At 62.6% G+C, this 20813-nt stretch carries 18 protein-coding genes; 3 read left to right on the top strand and 15 right to left on the bottom strand.

All coding sequences use genetic code 11. The features are described 5' to 3' along the window. Positions 1–8: 8 nt before the first annotated feature. The 10 genes from flgK to GSQ77_RS28040 form a co-directional block, all read right to left on the bottom strand. On the bottom strand, positions 9–2270 hold the full coding sequence (gene flgK, locus GSQ77_RS28085) for a flagellar hook-associated protein FlgK (RefSeq protein ID WP_158907277.1): 2262 nt from the start codon (positions 2268–2270) through the stop codon (positions 9–11). Between the two features lie 185 nt (positions 2271–2455). Beyond that, complete coding sequence (gene flgJ / locus GSQ77_RS28080; protein ID WP_158907559.1) at positions 2456–3355, bottom strand: flagellar assembly peptidoglycan hydrolase FlgJ; 900 nt, start codon at positions 3353–3355, stop codon at positions 2456–2458. A gap of 42 nt (positions 3356–3397) precedes the next feature. Further along, positions 3398–4498, bottom strand: a complete 1101-nt coding sequence (locus GSQ77_RS28075; protein WP_254067881.1) for a flagellar basal body P-ring protein FlgI — start codon at positions 4496–4498, stop codon at positions 3398–3400. A gap of 50 nt (positions 4499–4548) precedes the next feature. Further along, positions 4549–5226, bottom strand: coding sequence for a flagellar basal body L-ring protein FlgH (locus GSQ77_RS28070; RefSeq protein ID WP_158907557.1), 678 nt, complete (start codon positions 5224–5226; stop codon positions 4549–4551). A 158-nt stretch (positions 5227–5384) separates the two neighbouring features. Next, positions 5385–6173 carry a flagellar basal-body rod protein FlgG gene (gene flgG / locus GSQ77_RS28065; RefSeq protein ID WP_158907273.1) on the bottom strand — a complete coding sequence of 263 codons (789 nt, stop codon included), beginning with the start codon at positions 6171–6173 and terminating at the stop codon, positions 5385–5387. A 128-nt stretch (positions 6174–6301) separates the two neighbouring features. Further along, positions 6302–7066 carry a flagellar basal-body rod protein FlgF gene (gene flgF, locus GSQ77_RS28060; RefSeq protein ID WP_158907271.1) on the bottom strand — a complete coding sequence of 255 codons (765 nt, stop codon included), beginning with the start codon at positions 7064–7066 and terminating at the stop codon, positions 6302–6304. Positions 7067–7133: 67 nt separating this feature from the next. Further along, a complete protein-coding gene (locus GSQ77_RS28055) occupies positions 7134–8717 on the bottom strand; it encodes a flagellar hook protein FlgE (protein WP_158907269.1) in 1584 nt (527 codons plus the stop codon). A gap of 111 nt (positions 8718–8828) precedes the next feature. Continuing rightward, positions 8829–9563, bottom strand: coding sequence for a flagellar hook capping FlgD N-terminal domain-containing protein (locus GSQ77_RS28050; RefSeq protein ID WP_158907267.1), 735 nt, complete (start codon positions 9561–9563; stop codon positions 8829–8831). Positions 9564–9572: 9 nt separating this feature from the next. Then, the gene (gene flgC / locus GSQ77_RS28045) at positions 9573–9989 is read right to left on the bottom strand and encodes a flagellar basal body rod protein FlgC (protein ID WP_174246514.1); all 417 of its coding nucleotides are present in this window, start codon (positions 9987–9989) and stop codon (positions 9573–9575) included. Position 9990: 1 nt separating this feature from the next. Beyond that, positions 9991–10467, bottom strand: coding sequence for a flagellar basal body protein (locus GSQ77_RS28040; RefSeq protein ID WP_158907265.1), 477 nt, complete (start codon positions 10465–10467; stop codon positions 9991–9993). A gap of 259 nt (positions 10468–10726) precedes the next feature. Between GSQ77_RS28040 and flgA the strand changes: the two genes are divergently transcribed. The 3 genes from flgA to GSQ77_RS28025 all read left to right on the top strand — a co-directional run bounded on the left by flgA (position 10727) and on the right by GSQ77_RS28025 (position 13367). Next, positions 10727–12235: a flagellar basal body P-ring formation chaperone FlgA gene (flgA, locus tag GSQ77_RS28035; RefSeq protein WP_158907263.1), complete on the top strand. Its 1509-nt coding sequence runs from the start codon at positions 10727–10729 to the stop codon at positions 12233–12235. Between the two features lie 196 nt (positions 12236–12431). Next, positions 12432–12842, top strand: a complete 411-nt coding sequence (gene flgM / locus GSQ77_RS28030; RefSeq protein WP_158907261.1) for a flagellar biosynthesis anti-sigma factor FlgM — start codon at positions 12432–12434, stop codon at positions 12840–12842. Positions 12843–12914: 72 nt separating this feature from the next. Next, complete coding sequence (locus GSQ77_RS28025) at positions 12915–13367, top strand: flagella synthesis protein FlgN (protein WP_158907259.1); 453 nt, start codon at positions 12915–12917, stop codon at positions 13365–13367. A 110-nt stretch (positions 13368–13477) separates the two neighbouring features. On the opposite strand, the gene GSQ77_RS28020 is transcribed toward GSQ77_RS28025, so the two are convergent. Genes GSQ77_RS28020 through flhB form a run of 5 tightly spaced genes read right to left on the bottom strand, consistent with a single transcriptional unit; the run spans position 13478 to position 20630 of the window. After that, positions 13478–14215 (bottom strand): RNA polymerase sigma factor FliA, encoded by a 738-nt coding sequence (locus GSQ77_RS28020; RefSeq protein WP_158907257.1) that lies wholly within the window; start codon positions 14213–14215, stop codon positions 13478–13480. 11 nt (positions 14216–14226) lie between these two features. Next, a complete protein-coding gene (locus GSQ77_RS28015) occupies positions 14227–15078 on the bottom strand; it encodes a MinD/ParA family protein (protein ID WP_158907255.1) in 852 nt (283 codons plus the stop codon). Next, positions 15071–17353 (bottom strand): flagellar biosynthesis protein FlhF, encoded by a 2283-nt coding sequence (flhF, locus tag GSQ77_RS28010; RefSeq protein WP_254067864.1) that lies wholly within the window; start codon positions 17351–17353, stop codon positions 15071–15073. Before flhF ends, GSQ77_RS28015 begins: the two co-directional genes overlap by 8 nt. Continuing rightward, positions 17350–19476 carry a flagellar biosynthesis protein FlhA gene (gene flhA, locus GSQ77_RS28005; RefSeq protein WP_158907253.1) on the bottom strand — a complete coding sequence of 709 codons (2127 nt, stop codon included), beginning with the start codon at positions 19474–19476 and terminating at the stop codon, positions 17350–17352. The genes flhF and flhA overlap by 4 nt, the downstream gene beginning before the upstream one ends. Further along, positions 19473–20630: a flagellar biosynthesis protein FlhB gene (gene flhB / locus GSQ77_RS28000; protein ID WP_254067863.1), complete on the bottom strand. Its 1158-nt coding sequence runs from the start codon at positions 20628–20630 to the stop codon at positions 19473–19475. Before flhB ends, flhA begins: the two co-directional genes overlap by 4 nt. Between the last annotated feature and the right edge of the window lie 183 nt (positions 20631–20813).

The following is a 20813-nucleotide window of genomic DNA, read 5'->3' as shown; positions in this document are numbered from 1 at the left end:
CCTCGTGCTTACTGAAGCGCCAGAATAGTGTCGAACAGCGATGTCGCGACAGCGATCACCTTGCTGTTGGCCTGGTAGATGTTTTGGAACTGCACCAGATTCGCCGCCTCTTGATCGAGGTTCACGCCCGACACCGACTGCTGTTGCGTCGAGAATTGCGTGATCAGCGCCGTCTGCGCGGTGCTCGCCGTCGTGACACTACTCGCCTGGGTGCCGACCTGGCTGACCAGCACGCTATACGCGGTACCGATCGTTTCCGTGCCGTTGCCCGCTACCAGGGCGGTTTGCAATGCCGCCAAGGCACTCGCGTTGCGAACATCGGAAGTGCCATTGCTAGGCGCAATCGTGAACGTGTCGCCGTCCTTGGGTGTGCCGCCAACGGTGACCGAGACGCCGCCGAAGCTCAGCGTGGTGGCCGATCCGTTATACGGAACCGAACTCACCGGCGGAGCAAACGTCGTGGTCACGCCGTTGACTACCTCGGTGACCGTTTCCCCGGGCGGAAAGCCGCTCAGGCTTTGCGAACTTGCCGAATAGGTCAGCGTGGTCGTGCTGCTCTGCGGCGCATTCGGGGCAACCACGAACGAGTCGCCCGTGGCGGGTGCGCCGCCCAGCGTAAACGACTGGCCGCTGATGTTGACGGTCTCGCCTGCGGTGTACGGAATCGCGGTGCCCGCGGGGATGGTGCTTGTCGTGCCGCCCACCGTGATCGTCACGGCGGTAGCAGGCACAGCGGTGTAGGTTCCCGGCGGCCCAGCCGTGAATTGAAAGGTCACGGGGCCCGCGAGCGGTGTCGCCCCGGCCGAACTGGTAACGACCGAAACCGTGCCGCTACCCGTATTGCCGCTGAGCTCGGTGCCGATCGCCTGCGAGAAATAAGCTGCGCTGACGGTGCCCGACGTGATCGTTCCGTTCCCGGTGTTGTTGGTCGAGGCGCTGGCCAAAACCGGTGCCGCGGCCGCGATCTGCGAAGGATCGCTGGTGGTGAGCGCGATACCGCCGGCGGCTCCCGCATTGGGCTGGATATTGAACGAATCGCCGGGGTTGAGCGTGCCGGTCAGGTTGATATTCACGCCAAAGGCCGAAACCGGGAAGGTCGTGCCGGTCGGAAAAGTCGTGGTCGCGCCCGTGGTCTGGTCGCGCACCAAGTAATTGGTACCCGTGAACGACAAGGTCAGGTTGTCGGCCGGCGGCGAGCCCGGGTTGATCACCGACGCGGTGACCGCACCTGTGCCGGTGTTGTTCGCGTCCGCAATCACATTCGGGCCGGGTATCGAAAACAGCGGTCCGCCCTGTTGGCCGGCCTCGTTCACACCCAGCTCGTTTTGCTGGTTGACCGCGCCTGCGACACTCGCGGCGAGCGCATTGATCGAGGTTTCCGCCGGCTCCAGCGATTGCGAGCGGAAGGTCAGCAGGCCGCCGAGCGTGCCTCCGGTCAACGACGTGTCGGGCAGCAAGGTCGGCGTGCCACCGTTAGGGTTCGGGTTGTACGCGATAGTCGTCTGGGACGGATCGCTGGGCGAGGGCACAGCCTGCAATTGGAACGCCGTCGTACCTTGCACCAGCGGCTGGCCCGAGCCAATAGAGACGTTGATCGAAGTGCCTGAGGTCACCACCGAGGTGCCGACCAACTGGCTCAATGAGGAAATCGCCTGATCGCGCTCGTCGAGCAACTGATTCGGCGGCTGGCCTTGGCCATTTGCCGTCGCTGCCAGGATTTGGCCATTGAGCTGGGCAATCTGAGTTGCAAGCGTATTGACTTGCGTAACGTTACCCGTGATCGCCTGGTTGATGTTCTGGTTCAGCGCGGTGAATTGCTGCGATACGTTGTTGAGCTGGTCGGCCAGCTGCGTCGCATCGCCAATAAACGCCGAACGCTCCGCGGCTACCGACGAAGTGCCCGTCGCCAGCGACTGCAGCCCGTTGAAGAATCCGCTGATGGAAGTCGTGAGACCGGCCGTAGGGCTGCCGAAAATGCTGTTGAGCTGGCCGAGCAGTTGGCCGTTCTCGGTGAGCGAGCTGCCTTGCGACTGAGCCTGATTGAGCTGATTGGTCAGCAGCTGATTGTAGGCGCGCGCGACGGTCTGCACATCCACGCCGCTGCCGAGAAACCCGACGCCGGTGTTGATGCCAGTGGCTTCCGCCGTCACGACGTTCTCGTCGTCATAGCCCGGCGTGCTGACGTTGGCGATGTTCTCGCCCGTCGTGGTCAGGGCGAATTCCGCCGCGTTCAGGCCACTTACGCCGATCTGAAAAAGACTACTTGTCATATGCCACCTATGCGCAGAGAACCCAAATAGGCCCAGTTTTTTTGTCTAACGGTAAACCAGATAACGACGTCCGCTCGGCAAACTTTAGGCCGCAGAACCAAATTAGTGCCTCATTATCCGAACCCGGTAAGCACACCGGGCCGGGCGGCGCCGCGTTCAGCTTGCCGGCGCCACGGCTTCCATCTTTACACCTGCTTCATGACACTCATCAGCTTTTTCGCATACAGCGGATCGGTGGCGTACCCGGCGTTCTGCAGCCCTTGGGCAAAACTGGCCGGATCGCGCGATGCGGACACCACGGCCGCGTAGCGCGGATTGTTCTTCAACAGCGACGCGTAGTCGGCAACGGCCTCGTCGTACGAGCCATAGGCCCGGAATCTAGCCACCACGTGATGCGCCACGCCGCCGATATATTCGGTGGTCTTAGCCAGGACGGTGGGGCCGGTCCAGCTCTTGCCCGCTTTGACACCGAAGACATTGTGGGTGGTCGACCCGTCCTGATGACGAATCTCCTTTTTGCCCCAGCCCGATTCGAGCGCGGCCTGCCCCAGGATATAGCGCGCCGGGATGCCGGTCGTGCTGCTGGCGGCTTGCGCCGAGGAAGCCAGTTTGCTGACGAATGCCTGTGCGTTGGTGGCGCCCTCGGCGTGCGCCAGGGTGTCGTCGGCATCGACCGATGCGGCGTCGAACCCTGACGCCTTCGACAAGCTGCCGTTGGTCGCCGAATTGGAATAGGCCTTCAACGCCGTTGCGTTGGCCCCCGCCCCTGCGGTGCTCGCGCCCTGCGCGCGCATCAACTGCCCGAGCATCTGGTTCGCCAGGCCGATGCCCTTGGACGAGAGGCTCTGCGAGAGCTGCTGGTCGAGCATATCCGTGTAGGTCTGGCTTTCGTGGCTGTCCAGCATCCCATCGGACGGCGTCGCTTCGCGCATGCTCTTGAGCATCATTTGCGTAAACATCACGTCGAACTGCTTGGCGGCGATACGCGCGCCTTGCTCCGGAGAAACCTTCGCGTCCTGTCTGAGCGCGTTGAAGCCCTGCATGTCGAATGCGAACCGCTGATTGAAATCATCGGGGGCCGACATGCCTGGGTTATTGGAAACGCTATCGGTCATATGCGTGCGCCATTAGATGATTTGTAAGTCGGCGCGCAAGGCGCCCGCGGCTTTGATCGACTGCAAAATCGAAATCAGGTCGGCCGGCGTGGCGCCCAGCGCATTCAGCGCACGCACCACATCCGACAAGGAGGCCCCGGCGCTCACCAACTTGAGCGAGCCATTGGCCTGCCGCACCTGAATATCGGTCTGGGCCGTGACGACGGTATTGCCGCCCGAGAGCGGGCCCGGCTGGCTGATCACCGGCGTCGAATTCACCACCACCGACAAATTGCCATGCGCTACCGCGCAATTTTGCAGTGTCACCATCTGGTTCATCACCACCGAGCCGGTGCGTGCATTGACGATCACCTTGGCCGCGGCCTGCGCCGGCGTCACGTCGATGTTCTCGATGCGCGCCATGAACGCGACTTGCTGGTTCGGGTCGAGCGGCGCGCGTACGGCGATGTTGCGACCGTCCAAGGCGGTGGCCGTGCCCGCGCCGAAGTTCGAATTCAACGCCGTCACCACGCGCTCCGCGGTGTTGAAATCCATATCGTTGAGTTCGAGTTGCATCAACCCGGACTGGCTGATCGAACTGGGCACCGCGCGTTCGACGATCGCGCCGCCGGAAATCCGGCCGGCATCAAGTTGATTGATCTGAACCTTGCTGCCGCCGGCGCTGGCGCCCGCGCCCGCGATCAGCAAATTACCCTGTGCGAGTGCATAGACCTGCCCGTCGGCGCCTTTGAGCGGCGTCAATAGCAAGGTCCCGCCGCGCAGGCTGCTGGCCGTACCCATGGATGACACGGTCACGTCGATCGCCTGGCCCGGCCGCGTAAACGCGGGCAAGCTGGCGGTCACCATCACGGCCGCCACGTTCTTGAGTTGCGCGTTGCTGCCGGCCGGCACCGAAATGCCGAGCTGCGTGAGCATGTTGTTCAAGCTTTGGGTGGTGAACGGCGTTTGTGTCGTCTGGTCGCCGGTGCCATCCAGGCCCACGACCAGCCCGTAGCCGATCAATGGGTTTTCGCGCACGCCCTGGATCGCCGCCAGATCCTTGATCCGTTCGGCGTGGGCGATGCCATGAGCGCTCAGCCCGACCAGGCAGGCCAGCACGCCCGCGGTGCGCATGAAGCGCTGCCGCAACGACCGGTGGCTCGTTGGAAAAGTGGTTTTCATCGTCAGTACGGCGCCACGCTTAGGAAAAGACGTTGTAGCCAACCCATCGTCTCACCTTCGTTAATAAACCCACGCGCGCTGTATTCGATCCGGGCGTCGGCAACCTGTGTGGACAAGACCGTACTCGTGCTGGAAATGGTGGTCGGGTTGACCACGCCGGAGAAGCGAATATATTCGTTACCCTGGTTGATCAACATCTGCTTCTCGCCGCTGATCTCAAGGTTGCCGTTGGCCAACACATCGGTCACGGTCACGGTCAACGTGCCCGTGAAGGTATTGGCCGCGTTCGCGCCGCCCGTGGACTGGAATTGGTTGCTGCCCGCCACCGTCGTGCTGGTGTGCGAGAACAAGCCGGCGATCAGGCCCGGTAGCGAAGTCGGCGTGAACGACGAGTTGCCGTTGCGAGTCGAGTTGGTGCCCGACGTCTTGGTCGCGTTGATGTTTTCCGCGATCACAATGGTCAAGATGTCGCCGACGTTACGCGGGCGCGTGTCCTCGAACAGCGGGTGATCGGAATAACCGGGGTTGTAGATCGAGCCATTGGTCTGCGACGGCAGCGAGCGCGGCGGCGGACGCGCCGTCATCGGCTGCGCCACCAACGGCTTTTGCGGCACGACCCCGCAACCGGCGAGCAAACTCGCGCCCACGAGCGCCGCCAGCAAGCGTCGCCGGCTTGGCATTTCGGCAATGCCCGCAGTGACACCCGAGGAAATCGCTTCGGTCAGTTCCGCGGCTATCCCGACGGTAATTCCGACGGGGATGCCACCCGGGTTGCCACCGCGCATGCCCCCGTTGACCCTGCTATCGCTCGACCAGACTGCCATCACTCAACGCCTTATTACACCGTTAACTGGCTGAGGGTCTGCAGCATCTGATCCGATGTCTGCACAGCCTTGCTGTTGATTTCGTACGCGCGCTGGGTCTGGATCATGTTGACCAGTTCCTGCACCACGTTCACGTTCGAGGTTTCCACGTTATCCTGATTGATCAGGCCCGCGCCGTTCAACCCTGGCTGCGACACGATGGGCGCCCCGGACGCCGTGGTTTCCGATAACAGGTTGTTGCCCAATGCCTGCAGGCCCGGCGGATTGATAAAGTTCGCCAGTTGGATGGTACCGATCTGGGCGGCCGCGACCTGGCCGGGCTGCGTCACCGAGACGGTGCCGTCCTGGCCCACGGTCAGCGATGTGGCGTTGGCCGGGATCGTGATCGCCGGGATCACCGGAAAACCCGTTTGCGTCACCAATTGACCGTTCTGATTCGGGGTGAACGACCCATCGCGCGTGTAGGCCGTGGTGCCGTCAGGCAGTTGCACCTGGAAGAAACCGTTGCCCTGGATCGCGAGATCGCCGGCATTACCGGTGTTTTGCAGCGCGCCTTGCGTGAAGAGCCTTTCCGTCGAGACCTGTTGCACGCCCGTGCCCAATTGCAGGCCGGTGGGCAAATCGGTTTGCTGGGTGGACGGCGCGCCCGGCTGACGCACGGTCTGGTACAGCAAATCCTGGAACACCGCGCGCGAGGACTTGAAACCATTCGTGCTGACGTTGGCCAGGTTGTTCGAGATCACGTCCATCTGCGCCTGCTCGGCATTCATGCCGGTCGCTGCGATGTATAGAGAACGATTCATTTATTGAGCTCCCGCTCTTAGGGCGTGAACGCGAACGGCGTCGAACGCCGGGCGCGCAAAATTGCTGACTAAAATACAAGCCGCGATCGAATCCAACCGCAAAGCCAACCCAAGCAACGAGGCCGGCATCAAGAGGTAAACGTCATGAGTGCGTTGGACGCCTGGTCGTCGGTGTCCGCGGTTTGCAGCAGCTTCATTTGCATATCGAACTGCCGGGCGTTCGCAATCATCGCGACCATCGCATTGATCGGATTCACGTTGCTGCCTTCAAGTGCATTGGGCGTCACTGTGACAGTGGGATCGGCGTCGGCCGGTGTTCCGTTAGCCTGCCGGAACAAACCGTCGTCGCCGCGCACCAGGGTCGTCACGTCCGGATTGACGAGCTTGAGTTGATCGACCACCGCCACCGAGTCGGCCGGCTCCCCTGCCCCAAGCGCGGACACGGTGCCGTCATTCGAGATGGTCACCTCGGCATTCGCCGGTATCGCGATCGGGCCTGCGGTGCCCAGCACCGGTAACCCGTTCGACGTCACCAACTGGCCGGCCGCGTTGATTTTAAAATCGCCGGCTCGCGTATAGGCCTCGTTACCATCCGCCGTCTGCACCGAGAACCATCCTTGGCCCGCCAACGCGACATCGAGCGGATTGCCGGTGGTCAGGACCGGCCCCGGCGTGAAATCCGCCGTCGGCGTGGAATCGACCACATAGGTTCGAGTCACATCGGTCGTGCCGGCCGCGAGCTCGTCCTCGTTGCGCAGCGGCACCGCCCGATACGCGCTGAGCTGCGCGCGAAAGCCTGTCGTCGAAGCGTTCGCCATGTTGTTGGCGATTTGCCCCTGCTGCTCGAGTGACTGAGTAGCACCTGTCATTGCGACGTAAAGCATTCGGTCCATATGGGATCAATCTCTCGCTTGAGTTCGGTGGATGGGTCGCGATCTAGGGTTCAGTGCCTGCCGCCCATTACAACTGGAACAGCGTCTGGTCGACCGTCTGCTGAGTCTTGATGGTCTGCGCATTGGCCTGGTAATCGCGTTGCGCCGTGATCAGATCCACCAGTTGGGTCGTCAGATCGACGTTGGACGACTCGGTCGCGTTCGATTCGAGTGAACCCAGGTTGGTATCGCCCGGCACGCCGATGATAGGTTGACCCGAGGCATTCGTTTGCACGTAGAAGTTATTGCCGATCGCGGACAAGGCGTTGACGTCGCCGAACGTCGCCAACGCGATCTGGCCGAGCGCCAGTTGCTGACCGTTGCTATATATCCCTTCGATCAAGCCGCTGGCGCTCGTGGTGTTACCCGTGAGCACGCCGGTGGCGAAACCGTCGGTGTCGAGCCCATTCTCGGAGAACGCACCGCCAAACTGGGTGGTACCCGTCAGGTTCAGCGACAAACTCAGCGGCGTACCGGCTCCCGTGGAGTCAGGTATTGAAATCTGGACGGCGCCGGCAGTCGCGGCAACCGCACCGCTCACATTGGCGAAACCCGTCAGTGTGCCGTTGGTGTTGAATGTCGCTGTGCCGACGAGACCGGCGGGTGCCGCGGTGCCGGCTTGCGTGGTGGCTGCACCGAAGAGCGCGCCAGAATCGGCGCCGCCCACGGTGATCACAGCCGCGGGAGTCGTTGGCGGCAAAGCGGTGAGCACCAAGTCGCCGGCCGCATCGACTGACGCTGAAACGCCCGTGCCGGGCGTGCTATTGATAGCGGTCGCCGCCGCTGCCGCCGTGACCGTGGCCGCAGGGGCCGTGCCCGTGGCCGGAATGGTGACGTTCACGCCGTTGATGTTGATGGCACCCGACGCACCCGCTACCGTGGCCGGAAAATCCGCGGCGGCGCCGGTGAACGTAACGGGCCCAGTGCCCTGCGAAGGCAGCAGCGTGTTGCCGTTATCCGAAGCGTATACATTCCACGTCCCCGCGACCGCACCCTTGACAAAGAACAGGCTCAGGTTTTCCTGATTGCCCAGCGAGTCGAAAGCCGTCACCCCCGACTGGTTGTTGAAACTAGCCGGATCGGTCGGGCTGAACGGCGTATCGACGGGCACCGTATCACCCGAATCAAGGTTGAATTGAGCCTTAACAAACGTCGATATTTGCGGCGGGATATTGGCCTGCGGAATTTGCAAGGGCTGGAGTGTGCCCGAGGTCGCGACACCGGCAGAATTGACCGGGAACCCCATCAACTGCGCGCCCGACGCATCGACGATGAAGCCGTTTTTGTCGGTGGTGAACTGCCCATTGCGGGTGAACACGGTCTGGCCGGCGTCCTGCATTTCATAGAAGCCGCCGCCATTGATGGCGATGTCCAAGGAATTGGGGCTGGTGGCGATATCGCCCTGGGTAAATGAGGTTTCGATTCCCGACACTTGCACGCCAATGCCGACCTGGTTGTTCGAACTTTGCGCCAACGAATTGGCGAACACGCTGGCAAATTCTGCGGAACCTTCCTTGAACCCGACCGTGCTCGAGTTCGCAATATTGTTGCCGATCACGTCCAGGTTGGTCGACGCCGCATCCAACCCGCTCAAGCCTTGTTCATAACCCATGAAACTCTCCCGATGCGCGACATTCGCAAAAAAGCTGGTTTAGTAACTTTAGTAACGCTGATTTAGTGACGCAAATACTAGAAAACGACAATAAAGGCCTGAGCCGTTTTATTAAGACGACGTTCCCGATGCCGGCTGCGTTCCTGACGCTGGCGCCGCTGGCGGCGCCGGTAAAATATCCACGATTTGGCTCAAGGCCACGACATCGCCGTCCGAGAGCGTCACGCCAGTTGTGCCGTCCGACTGCTGGATGATGCTCGTGACCGTATTCAGCGTAATCGTCGTGGCCGTGACAGCCGTCGTGGTTGCCGAAGCCGCGGTGGCGGAGATCGTGTACGTGCCGTCCGGCACCACGTTACCGTTGCTGTCCTTGCCGTTCCAGGTGTTCACGCTAAGGCCGGCCGGCTGCGCGCCTTCATCGATCGTGCGCACGGTGTTGCCGTTCGCGTCCTTGATCGTCAGCGTGAGATCGGTCGCGGCGCCCGAGAGATTGACCCCGGAAGTGCTGGGCTGGCCCGAGACGACCTGCACATTGGAGCCCGGCGCAAACACAGTCTTGCCGAGCAAGGTGCTGGCCGACACTTGCTGGCTCGCCGTGAGCTGCGTTTGCAACGAAGTCAGCGTCTGATTCAACTGGGCGATCCCGGACACCGTATTGATCTCGGCGAGCTGCGAGGTCAATTGCGAACTGTCCATCGGATTCGTCGGGTCCTGGTTCTGCAACTGAGTCACCAGTAGCGTCAGGAACGTGCTTTGCAGACTTGCGGCCGAATTCGCGTTACTGCTCGTGGTACTGGTCGAGTCGTTGGCGGCATTGCTGGCGCCTGGGCTGTTGACGGCTGTCATCGCGTTCCTTTACTGACCCATGGTCAAAGTTTTAAGCATCAATGTTTTGGCGGTATTCATGGCTTCTACGTCGGCCTGATAAGCGCGCGATGCCGAAATCATGTTGACCATCTCTTGAACCGGATCGACGTTGGGCAGCGTGACGTAACCGTCCGCATTCGCACCGGCGTTCTTCGGGTCGTAGACGGTTTTCGACGGTGTGGGATCCTCGATCACGCCGCTCACCCGCACGCCGCCGATGCTGTTGCCCGACGCGTCCCCACCCAGCGGATCCGTTTCGAACAGCACTTGCTTGGCGCGATACGGCTGACCATCCGGCCCGCTCGTCGTGTTGACGTTGGCCAGATTGCTGGCCGTTACGTTCAGGCGCTGCGACTCGGCCGACAGTGCCGAGCCGGCCACCTGGAAAATGCTCATCATCGTCATCTTAGGTTCCCGTCGAAAGCGCGGCCAACATGGCCTTGATCTGCCCTGTGAGACCGTTCAAAGCCGTCTCGTAGTGCAGCGAGTTATCGGCAAAATTAAGGCGCTCTGTGTCTAGATCCACGGTGTTGTTATCGAGGCTAGGCTGGGCAATATTGCGGTACATCAGCGTTGCGGACTGCTCGCTCGAACTTTCCCGCCCGGCGATCTGACCGCCGGCGTCGGTCGCCAGCACTACCCCACCCGAGCCCGCCGCCACGCCTTCGGACGGTGCCGCCATGGCGAGCGTGGTCGTGCCCGCCATGGGCGTAATACCGTTGCGCGCGAGCGCGCTCGTCAGCGTCGAGGCAAAATCGATGTCACGCGCTTTGTAGTCCGGCGTGTCCGCATTGGCGATGTTCGACGTCAGCACTTCCTGCCGATAGGCGCGCAGCCCCAACGCTTGCTTGCCGAATTCAAAATCCGCATCGAGTCTATCCATCTACGTACGATCCTCTAGTTAATAATCTTGCCCATCGCCGGTCTGCAGTCGAACGCTCGACGCTCACTCGCATTTCACTCGACGCGCCACGCATGCCGCAGCACACCGCTCAATGAGGGATTTTTACCGTTAGCGCATGTTATTTCGGCCGCGCAAGCGGCAATTGGCGGAATAGGAGGGTAAGGGCGCCTCAATTCAAGGTTTTCAGCCCGATCACCCTCTCTACAATCCGTAGGTAGTCGAAAAGTGGAGAAATGTCATGGCGCTGTATAGAATGCGCCCCGCCGTAGCCCGGGGGGCCAATACCCCGGGGCGTGACCGACGTCGCGCAAGCACGGCGGACGACAACGCGATGCCGCGCTTGAGGCGCGCGCGCGGGCGACTGGTCTCGCTGGCCGTGCTGGTCGGTGCGTTCAGTGCCACCTGCCAGGCTCAGACTTCGGCCTCCGGCACGATGATCATTGCGCCGAGCGCCGGCGGCATTGCCGTCAATGCGGGGAATATCGCCAATTCCGCCAACGTGGCGCTGCCCATTTCCACCAGCGTGACGCCCGCCGCGCCCCACGCGCTCGACGTGCACCCCGTGAGCGTGGCGGCCGACACGACTGCCCCGCGCCCCCTCATTGTTCCGTCGGGCAGCTCATTGAGCAGCGCGCCGGGGGCACCCCATGCATTGCAGCCAGCGCCGCTGCGCAGGATCATACTGACGCAGCGCACGCCGATGCCGATCATTCCGGCCTATGCGGCACAGCACCCCTACGTCATGCCGAAGATGGTGAGTCACGATCAGCCTGTGGTTGTGACCGCGTCTACCGGTTCCGCTCCTACCGCTTCCTCGCCCGTAGCGGCCGCGCCTGTCGCGACCGGCCGGCCCTTGGCCGGACACCTGCCGGAACCGGTGATAGATCCGAGTATCGGCGCCGGCAATGCCAGCGCCGCGGTGAACGACACCCGCATCGTCATCGAACCGGGCGCCCCTGCCGCGCCTGCGCCCGCAACTTTGCGCGCAGCGGATGGCGGCGTGGCTCGTCAGCTGGATACGGCGGTTCAGCCACAACCGGTTCCGCCACAATTCGTAGCGGCCAATACATTCCCGGCCCCCGCCATGCCGCCTCCTGCGCTGATACCCAACCTCGACCAGCCGGGCAAGCAAAATAATGAGGCGATCCGCGTCGCCGCCGAACAATTTTTGCGCCAGCAGGCGGCCGGTCTGCCAGGACAGGTGGTCATCACGGTCAAACCCGCGGCGCCCAGCGGACTGGCTCAATGTGCCTCGCTCGAACCTTTTCTGCCGCCCGGCGCGCGGGTATGGGGACGCACGACGGTAGGCATGCGCTGCGTGGGCGATCACCCGTGGACGCTTTATTTACAAGCGCGCGTGGCGGTCAACGGTAGCTATTACGTGGCCTCCCGCGACATCGCCCCGGGCCAGTCCATCTCCCAGGCCGATATCGAGGCGCGTCAAACCGATTTGACCAATATGCCGCGTAGCCTCGTAACCGATCTCTCGCAGGTCGTCGGCACGGCAGCGCAATCGCGTATCACCGCGGGCATGCCCTTGCGCACGGATTTGCTGCGTACGGTCAACGCGGTTAAATTCGACCAGCCCGTCAAGCTCGTCGCCCAAGGCGCGGGGTTTTCGATCAGCTCCGAGGGCCGGGCGCTCGGTAACGCGGCCCCCGGGGAGTCGGTGCAGGTGCGTACGGGTTCCGGGCAGATCGTCAGCGGCGTCGTAAGAGACGGGGGAACTGTCGAGGTGCCGATGTGATCGAAGTTGCACCAGACAGGATGCGTCCGTGCGCGGCGACGGCCTTTGGCCGCAAGCGGGATCGGACGGCGAAGCTCGCTGGGCGGCGGCGGGGCATTGAATCGGTAGGTTTTTTTGCGCCACGCGTACGATAATGGCTAAAGAATTTCAGCAGTTTGCCGTTACGTTAGTCAGACGCTAAATGTGAGAAAACACCGTGAAAATTGATCCAACCGTCACCCCTACGCCAAGCAGTTCATCGGCGCTGAACGGCAGCGCGCAACGCGCAGCGCAAGGTGACGCGTCGACGCAAAACGCGTCAAATACGCAGGCAACGTCGCAAGCATCGGCACCGGCAAGCTCGCAAGCAAGCTCGCAGGCATCGACACAAACCAGCACGCAAGCAGCCGGCACACAGCAAGATGTCAATTTGTCGACACTCTCGTTGGAGATCCGTGGGCTCAGCGGCGGCCTGACCAACGCCACTGGCGGCATCGATACAAAACGCGTGGCCGAAATCAAGGACGCGATCAGCAAAGGCAATCTGTCGGTCGATCCCGGCAAGATCGCCGACGGCTTGATCCAAACAGTACGTGATCTGCTGCAAAAACCGCACGAGTCGAGTTGATTCGGGCCTGATTTCATACTCGCATGCCGGCTGGCTGGCCGGCGCGCGACCGACCCATAAAGGCAAAACACAATGACCGATGCGCTCCTGACCTGTCTTGTCGAAGAACATAAGACTGCGGCCGAATTCGATAGCGTGCTGGCCGAGGAACAGGCGGCCCTGACGTCAAGTTCCCTGATGGAGGTTTTGCCGAGCATCGTCGAACGCAAGAGCGCACTGGCTAGTCAATTGGCGGAGCTTGCGCTGGAGCGAGGCCGTTGTCTGGCGGCGATCGGACAGGCGAACGACCGCAAGGGCATCGAGGCGGCGATACGCAAGGACGCTCGCCTCGCGCCGGTCTGGAACGAGCTTACCCGCAGCGCGACAAGCGCGCGTTCCTGCAATCTGACCAATGGGATGCTGTTGCGCACACGCCTGGAATACACGCGGCGCGCCATGGTGGCGTTGCGTGAAGCGCGCGGTGCGGGCGGCGCCGCGGCCGCGGTGTACGGGCCTGATGGTCGCATGCCGACCGATATGCGCTAAGCTTGGTGGCTAGGGATTGGCACTAGAGATTAGCCTGGTCCCGACAGAGCGCGGTACTTTCTTCCCGTGTTTTCATGTGCTTGGCTTTAACCTCCAAGCCATCCGCTCATTCAGTCTGACTCCGGCCGCTCCCAGGCCAGTTCACGCAACCGCACGCGCAATCGCGACACCGCCTGGCTGTGCAGCTGGCAAACGCGCGATTCGCTGACTTCCATCACCGCCCCGATCTCGCGCAAGTTCAGGCCCTGTTCGTAATACAGGCCCATCAGCAATTTCTCGCGTTCGGGCAGGCGCTCGATCGCGTCGATCAGCGCGTTGCGCAAATGCTCGTCGAGCAGCGCCGAAAGCGGGTCGCTCTTGTCGACGCAGTATCGGTCGAGAAACGATTCGTCGTCGCCGTTGCGGTCGAAATCCTCGTAATAGATCAACTGGCTGCCGTGCAATTCCTGCAACACGGCCTGATATTGATCGAGCGGCAGCTTCATCTGCCCGGCCACTTCGGTGTCCAGCGGCGCGCGGCCCAATTGCTGCTCGATCGCGTGTATCGCCTGCTCGACCTCGCGCGACGTCTTGCGCAAGCTGCGTGGCAACCAGTCGTTATTGCGCAGCTCATCGAGCATCGCGCCTCGAATCCGCTGGCTTGCATAGGTTTCGAACTGCGCGCCCTGATCTTCCTTGAAGCGTCCGGCCGCGTCCATCAAACCGATCGTGCCGGCCTGGATCAAATCGTCCAGGTCAACGCTGGCCGGCAGCTTGGCGATCAACTGCAGCGCCAGCCGGCGTACCAACGGCGCGTACCGCATCAACGCTTCGGACGAGGAAACGACCTTTCCTTGGGCTGTGTACATAACCGACATCATTAGGCGGGGTCTATCGACGCCATGGGCGTCCTGAGCGTTTTGCCCGACGGGGCTTCCGTGGCAGCCACCGGACGCCACGGCCAATACAGCAGGTCGCTGGCGACCCGGCGGTAATCGAGCGCCGCGGGCGCCGCGGGAAATGCCTCCACCACGCTACGACGCAATTGCAGCGCACGCGCCATCCTGGCGTCCAGCGAGATCGCACCGGCCAGCGACAGCGATACCGATAGATAACGGTTCGCCACCTCGGACAAATTCTGATAAACGCTTTGCGCGTCGCTCGCGGAGGCCACCCCGTTGAGCAGCACCCGCAATTGCTGGATCGCATGGACGTAATGCAAGCGTTTCACGCAGGCATAAGCGCCCGTGATCGATGCCGCGTCGGCGCGCATCGAAATCACCAGGTCGTGACCCTGCATGGCGAGCGGCGAGATGCCGCCTTCATCGTCGAGCATCGCGTCGATCAGCACAATATCGGCGAAGCCGTTCAACGCTGCCGACAAACGACCCGGAGCATACCCGTCGATAGTGGCACGAGGCGATGGCAACACCGCCACGCCGTCGGGTGTCCGACCGACCGCTTGCGACAATGGCAAACGCCCGGCCAGCACGCCCGCGAACGATCCGGCCGCGACAATGCCGAGCGCGGCCGTCACCGAGTTCTTCCCGCCGTCGCTTTCGTCGATCACGAGCACGTCCTTGCCCTGATGCGCCAGCGCCGCGGCCAAATTGGCCACCGCCGAACTGGTGCCGGCACCGCGCACGCCACCCACCAGCGAGACAATGCGCGCGACGTCGGGCGCGAGCAGCCGACGCAGCCCTTCGGCCTGGTCGAGTACGATCTTATCCAAAGCGGACGGCACCCAATTCAGCCGCGACGTTCGACGATGCGGCGGCCATCACGGCGTGGAGATCGTCCTCGTTTGATACGAACGGAGATTGCTCTCGTGAAACGCTAAACGCGGCCTTCATCAGGAAGTCCTTGCGACCTACGTAGAAATTCTCCGGCACTTTTTGGCCGGTCGACACGTAATGAATCGGCAAACGGTAGCGAATCACGGTATCGAGCGCGGCACCGATATTGGTCGCCTCGTCGAGCTTGGTCAGGATGCAGCCCGCGAGATCGGGATCGCTTTCGGCCTGACGATTGCGGTAGGCGTGCACCACCTCGTTGAGGGTATCGCCGTGGCTGGTCGCGTTGAGCAGCAGCAGCCGTTGTACCGGCACGCCCGTGCCGCACAGCATGGCGATCTGTTCGGAAACCGCGCGATCGCGTTGGCTCATGCCTATCGTGTCGATCAGGACGATGTGCTTATTGCGCAGCTCGGAGAGCACCAGGCGCAGATCGACGGCATCTTTCACCGCATGCACGCTGACCCCGAGGATCTTCCCGTAGATATGCAATTGCTCGCGCGCGCCGATCCGGTAACTATCGGTGGTCAAAAGCGCGACGCGGTCCGCGCCGTAACGGATGACGCAGCGTGCGGCGAGTTTCGCGGTCGTGGTTGTCTTGCCTACGCCGGTTGGGCCCATCAGCGCATACACACCGCCGCGCTCGAGCAACGCGTCTTCGCTTTGCAGTACCGGCAGGTTGCGCTCTATCGTGGCTTTGAGCCATTGCATCGCCTGAGCGTGATCGGTCTGGCTCGGCATGCGGTCTATCATCAGCTTGACCAGTTGCGCCGAGAAGCCCGCGGCCAGCAAGGTTTTGGCGGCATGGCCACGCACCGGCTCACGCTGCTGACGATCGCTCCAGAGCAAGCCGGCGAGCTTTTCTTCCAACACACCACGCATCGATTGGATTTCGCCGATGACGCTTTGCGCGACGATTTCGGCGACACGCATCTGCGCTTCGTCGACGGGGACGGCGGCAATCTCTGCGGCAAGATCGGGCTTGGACGTGACCGGTGCTGCAGCGACGGGGGCTTCAGCGACGGGTGTTGCTGTGACGGGTGCTGCTGTGACGGGTGCTGCTGTGACGGGTGCTGCTGTGACGGGTGCTTCAGCGATGGGCGCTCCAGCAATCGCTTGCTGCAGCGCTGCAGCGGTAGCGGCAATGTCGGCGGCAGAACTATCCGCGGCGCAAGCGACGGCGGCCTCGCTATCGGCGGCGTCCCTGGGCGTTTGCGAGGCCGTGGCCGTGCCGCCGAGATTGAACGGCATGCCGAACGAAGCGGAGACATTCGTCTGGACCGAGTACGCGAGCGCAGGCTGAGTCGGCATAGTCTGCGACGTCGGCGCCTGTGGTGGTTCGGCAGCACTCTGCGGCTCGGGCGCGCTGAAGCGCACGGGCGCCACGGCGAACGCGGCGGCGCTCAAGGGCATCCCATGGCTCTCCGAGGGCTTGATTGGTTGGCTCGCGACCTCCGGGCGCCCGGCCCGGCCCGTGTCGGTGTCGGTTGCACGCGCTGCGTGCCTTTCAACAGTTCCGCCGAGATGTTTCGCCATGGCATCGGCCGGCGTCATGGGTTTCGCGTCGACGTGCACGACATGGTCAGCGTCGCCGAGGTACGGCGGACTAACCCGGGTCGCGAGGCCCGGCGTCGGGCCAGTACCCGCACCGGTCTTGAGACCGGCAGTATCGGACGATGCCGGTTGCTGACGCAGCCGTTCCAGCGCACGCTCGAGCGCGGCGCTGGGCGGCACGCCTAGCGTGGGCGACATCGTTGGCACGCCTTGCGTTGCACCTTGCGTTGCACCTTGCGTTGCGCCTTGAGTTTTAGCCTGAGTTGTACCTTGCGACGCGGACGAGCCGTACATGCCTTGATCGACCACCGAGGCAGGCGCGCCGAACCTCGATGCAAACGGATCGGGCAAGCCGGCGTGGCGCATCGGCGCATCGTGCGAAGGCACTTGTGAAGACCCGTTCGACCCAGCCTGCGCAGCCTGTGGCGTCGCGTACGGTGTCCATGGCTCGGGGCGCGAGGCCTGCGGCACATTCGCGCGGGGCGTAGCCGACTCGCCTGGATGCGCCAGCGACGCGAGATCGTCTTCGGCCAACGCAACCAGTTCGACTCCGTCTTCGGTCGCGCGGTTACTCAGGACCACCGCATCCGGGCCCAGCGCTTCACGTACCAGGCGTAACGCCTCGCGAGACGACCCTGCGACAAATTTACGGATTTTCAAACCTGGCCTCCGATCATGGCTGTGACTTTAATAGTCCGGGTGTCGGGCACCTCGGCGTAGGATAAAACTTTCAGGTGCGGCAAACTACGGCGCAAGAATCGCGCGAGCAAGGGACGCAGACCGTGCTGCACCAGCAGTACCGGCGGGTGTCCGAGATTTTGCTGGCGCGTCATCGCCGTCTGCGATTCCTGCAGCAGCGTGCTTGCCAGCCCGGGCTCCAGGCCCGGCTCTTGATGCCCGGCCGGGCTGGCCGACATGGCCTGCGCCAACACGCGTTCGAGCCCGGCGTCCAGCCCCATGACCGACATGTCGCCGGTGCCCGGGTACCACTGCTGTGTAATCGCGCGACCCAGTGCGAGCCGCACCAGCGCGGTCAATTCGAACGGATCCTGAACCTTAGTCGCATTCTCGGCGAACGCGTCGAGGATGGTGCGCATATCGCGGATCGGCACACCCTCGTCGAGCAAGTTCTGCAGCACCTTCTGGACCGTGGTGAGTGGTAGCAGCTTGGGCACCAGATCCTCGGTGAGCTTGGGCGCCTCCTTGCCGACACGATCCAGCAGGCTCTGCACTTCCTGGCGCCCCAGCAGCTCGGACGCGTGCGTGACCACCAAATGATTCAAGTGGGTAGCGACCACCGTGCTGGCATCCACCACGGTATAGCCGAACACCTGGGCTTGTTCGCGCGCGGCGGAGTCGATCCACACCGCCGGCAAGCCGAAAGCGGGATCCTTGGTCTGCGTGCCCTGCAACGGAGCGCTCACCTGCCCGGGATTGATCGCGAGCCACTGGCCCGGGTATGCCTCGCCGCTGCCCACTTCCACACCGTGCAGCGCAATCCGGTAAGCGTTCGGCTTGAGTTCGAGGTTGTCGCGTATGTGCACCACCGGCGCGAGGAAACCAATCTCCTGCGCAAATTTCTTGCGGATGCCTTTGATGCGCTTGAGCAACTCGCCGTCGCGGCTACGGTCGACCAGCGAGATCAGGCGATAGCCCACTTCGAGACCGAGCGGATCGAGCATCGTCACGTCGTCCCAGCTCGCTTCAGGCGCTTCGACCGGACCGGTCACGGCCGGCACGGCCGCAGCACTCGCGGCGCTCGCCGCGTCCGCCGCGGTGCGCTTGCTCATGCGCCGCGCCAAATAAATCAAACCACCGCCCAGCGACAGAAAAGCCACGTGCGGCATGTCGGGGATCAATCCCAAGCTGCCCAGAATCACTCCGGTAATGAACAGCACGCGCGGGTTGGCAAATAACTGCCCACTGAGCTGCGTACCGATATCCTCATTGGTGGCGACGCGGCTCACGATCACACCCGCCGCCGTCGAGATCACCAGGGCCGGGATCTGTGCAACCAGGCCGTCGCCGATGGTCAGCAGCGTGTAATTCTTGGCCGCCGCGCCGATATCCATGTCGTGCTGGACCACGCCGACGATCAAGCCGCCGATGATGTTGATCGCCATGATCAAAAGGCCGGCCACCGCATCGCCGCGCACGAACTTGCTGGCACCGTCCATGGAGCCATAGAAGTCGGCTTCCTGCGCCACTTTGGCGCGCCGCGTACGCGCCTGCTCTTCGTTGATCAAGCCCGCATTCAGGTCGGCGTCGATCGCCATCTGCTTGCCGGGCATGGCGTCCAGGGTAAAGCGCGCCGACACTTCGGCGATCCGCCCCGCGCCCTTGGTGATCACCATGAAGTTGATCACGATCAAGATCACAAACACCACGATGCCGACTGCGTAGTTGCCGCCGACCAGGAAATGCCCGAACGCTTCGATCACCTTGCCGGCCGCGTCGGGCCCGGTGTGGCCTTCGAGCAGCACGATACGGGTTGAAGCGACGTTCAGCGACAGGCGCAGCAACGTGGAGAACAGCAACACACTGGGAAACGACGAGAATTCCAGCGGCTCGGTGGTGTACATGCTGACCAGCAGCACCATGATCGCGAGCGCGATATTGAAGGTGAACAACAGATCGAGCGCGAATGCCGGCAACGGCAAGATCATCATGCTGAGAATCAGCACGATCAAGACCGGACCCGCGGCGCCCTTGAGCTTCAGACCTGTGAGTGCGGCGGGCAGCTTGAAGCCGCTTTTGCCCGGCGCTTGTGCTGGTGTACTCATGCGAGGCTTCCGGCGCCGCGCGCAGGTATGTCGAGTTCAGGGGGCACTGCCAGTTCTGAAGGCGCATCGGGCGCATTCCCGCTGCCGTCCTTGTGCCAACGGCGCAGTTGATACACCCAGGCCAGCACTTCGGCAACCGCGCCGTAGAGCGCGGCCGGAATTTCCTGGTTCAGTTCGGTGTGTTGGAACAAGGCGCGCGCCAGCGGCGGAGATTCGAGCACCGGTATGTTGTGTTCTGCCGCAATTTCGCGAATCCGCGCCGCGACCAGGTCCGCGCCCTTGGCCAGCAAGCGCGGCGCCTTCATCGAGCCGTCTTGATACTGCAACGCCACCGCGTAGTGCGTCGGGTTGGTGACAATGACGTCCGCCTGGGGAACCTGCGCCATCATCCGGCGTCGCGCCATTTCACGCTGCTGCTGGCGGATCTTGCCCTTGATGAAGGGGTCGCCCTCGCTTTCCTTGAATTCGCGCTTGACCTCTTCCTTGGTCATGCGCAGCTTCTTGGCGTGCTGCCACAACTGGTAAGGCACATCGAACAACACCAGCACCAACATCGAAGCGATGATCCATATGCAGGTGTTCGCCACCATTTGCAGGGCATGGCCGAGTGCGGTATGGAGCGACTCGGCGCCCAAGCCGAGCGCAGCATCGCGGTAGTGTCGCATCACGAGGATCGACACGCCGCCGACCAGCACCGACTTGGCAAAAGCGAAGCCCAGGGTCGTCAGGCTTTGGCCCGAAAACATCTTGCCCAGGCCCGAGATCGGATTCAAGCGCGAGAATTTCAAACCCAGCGGCTTGCCCGATATCATAAAACCGCCCAGTGCCATCGGCGACGCCAAGGCCACCACCATGCACGCCGCCAGGATGGGCATTATCGTCACGGCGCCGTGAAAACCCAGCAGACTGAGGTGTTGCAACATCGCGCCCGGCTCGAATGCGGCCGCGCGATCGAAGATGAACGCGCCGCGAAACACAGCTTCGAAATTCGCGCTGACGGTCCCAGCCATTGCGTACAGGCCACCGAAACCCGTGACCAGCAATGCGAACGTGGTCAGTTCACGCGAGCGCGCAACCTGTCCTTCCTCGCGCGCCTGTTCCAGGCGCTTCGGAGTCGCTGATTCTGTTCGTTCGAGATCGCTGTCTTCTGCCATGAATTCTCCGTGCGGGCCCACGGCGCAGACGAACTTGCGCACGCGGATTTACCCACCGAATGCATTATTCAGGGTCCAGTCAAGCGACGATGCGGGGATAAACGCGTGAAAACAGGCGCAATTCAGCAGATCAAACGCGGATCAAATCAGAGCGCGCCGATGCTGGCCGGAAGGCGCTGCGCA

This window comes from Burkholderia sp. L27(2015), from assembly GCF_009765705.1.
Classification (GTDB): Bacteria; Pseudomonadota; Gammaproteobacteria; order Burkholderiales; family Burkholderiaceae; genus LMUX01.
This window is presented reverse-complemented; position numbering and strand designations above follow the sequence as displayed.

Excerpts from the sequence above, each read along its gene's own strand:
- GSQ77_RS28040 (WP_158907265.1), bottom strand. The coding sequence starts at position 10,467 with ATGGATAGACTCGATGCGGATTTTGAATTCGGCAAGCAAGCGTTGGGG.
- flgF (WP_158907271.1), bottom strand. The coding sequence starts at position 7,066 with ATGGACCGAATGCTTTACGTCGCAATGACAGGTGCTACTCAGTCACTC.
- GSQ77_RS28025 (WP_158907259.1), top strand. The coding sequence starts at position 12,915 with ATGACCGATGCGCTCCTGACCTGTCTTGTCGAAGAACATAAGACTGCG.
- flgJ (WP_158907559.1), bottom strand. The coding sequence starts at position 3,355 with ATGTCGGCCCCCGATGATTTCAATCAGCGGTTCGCATTCGACATGCAG.
- GSQ77_RS28020 (WP_158907257.1), bottom strand. The coding sequence starts at position 14,215 with ATGTACACAGCCCAAGGAAAGGTCGTTTCCTCGTCCGAAGCGTTGATG.
- GSQ77_RS28050 (WP_158907267.1), bottom strand. The coding sequence starts at position 9,563 with ATGACAGCCGTCAACAGCCCAGGCGCCAGCAATGCCGCCAACGACTCG.
- flhB (WP_254067863.1), bottom strand. The coding sequence starts at position 20,630 with ATGGCAGAAGACAGCGATCTCGAACGAACAGAATCAGCGACTCCGAAG.
- flgK (WP_158907277.1), bottom strand. The coding sequence starts at position 2,270 with ATGACAAGTAGTCTTTTTCAGATCGGCGTAAGTGGCCTGAACGCGGCG.
- GSQ77_RS28055 (WP_158907269.1), bottom strand. The coding sequence starts at position 8,717 with ATGGGTTATGAACAAGGCTTGAGCGGGTTGGATGCGGCGTCGACCAAC.
- GSQ77_RS28075 (WP_254067881.1), bottom strand. The coding sequence starts at position 4,498 with ATGCGCACCGCGGGCGTGCTGGCCTGCCTGGTCGGGCTGAGCGCTCAT.
- flgC (WP_174246514.1), bottom strand. The coding sequence starts at position 9,989 with ATGACGATGATGAGCATTTTCCAGGTGGCCGGCTCGGCACTGTCGGCC.
- GSQ77_RS28070 (WP_158907557.1), bottom strand. The coding sequence starts at position 5,226 with ATGCCAAGCCGGCGACGCTTGCTGGCGGCGCTCGTGGGCGCGAGTTTG.
- flgG (WP_158907273.1), bottom strand. The coding sequence starts at position 6,173 with ATGAATCGTTCTCTATACATCGCAGCGACCGGCATGAATGCCGAGCAG.
- flhA (WP_158907253.1), bottom strand. The coding sequence starts at position 19,476 with ATGAGTACACCAGCACAAGCGCCGGGCAAAAGCGGCTTCAAGCTGCCC.
- flgA (WP_158907263.1), top strand. The coding sequence starts at position 10,727 with ATGGCGCTGTATAGAATGCGCCCCGCCGTAGCCCGGGGGGCCAATACC.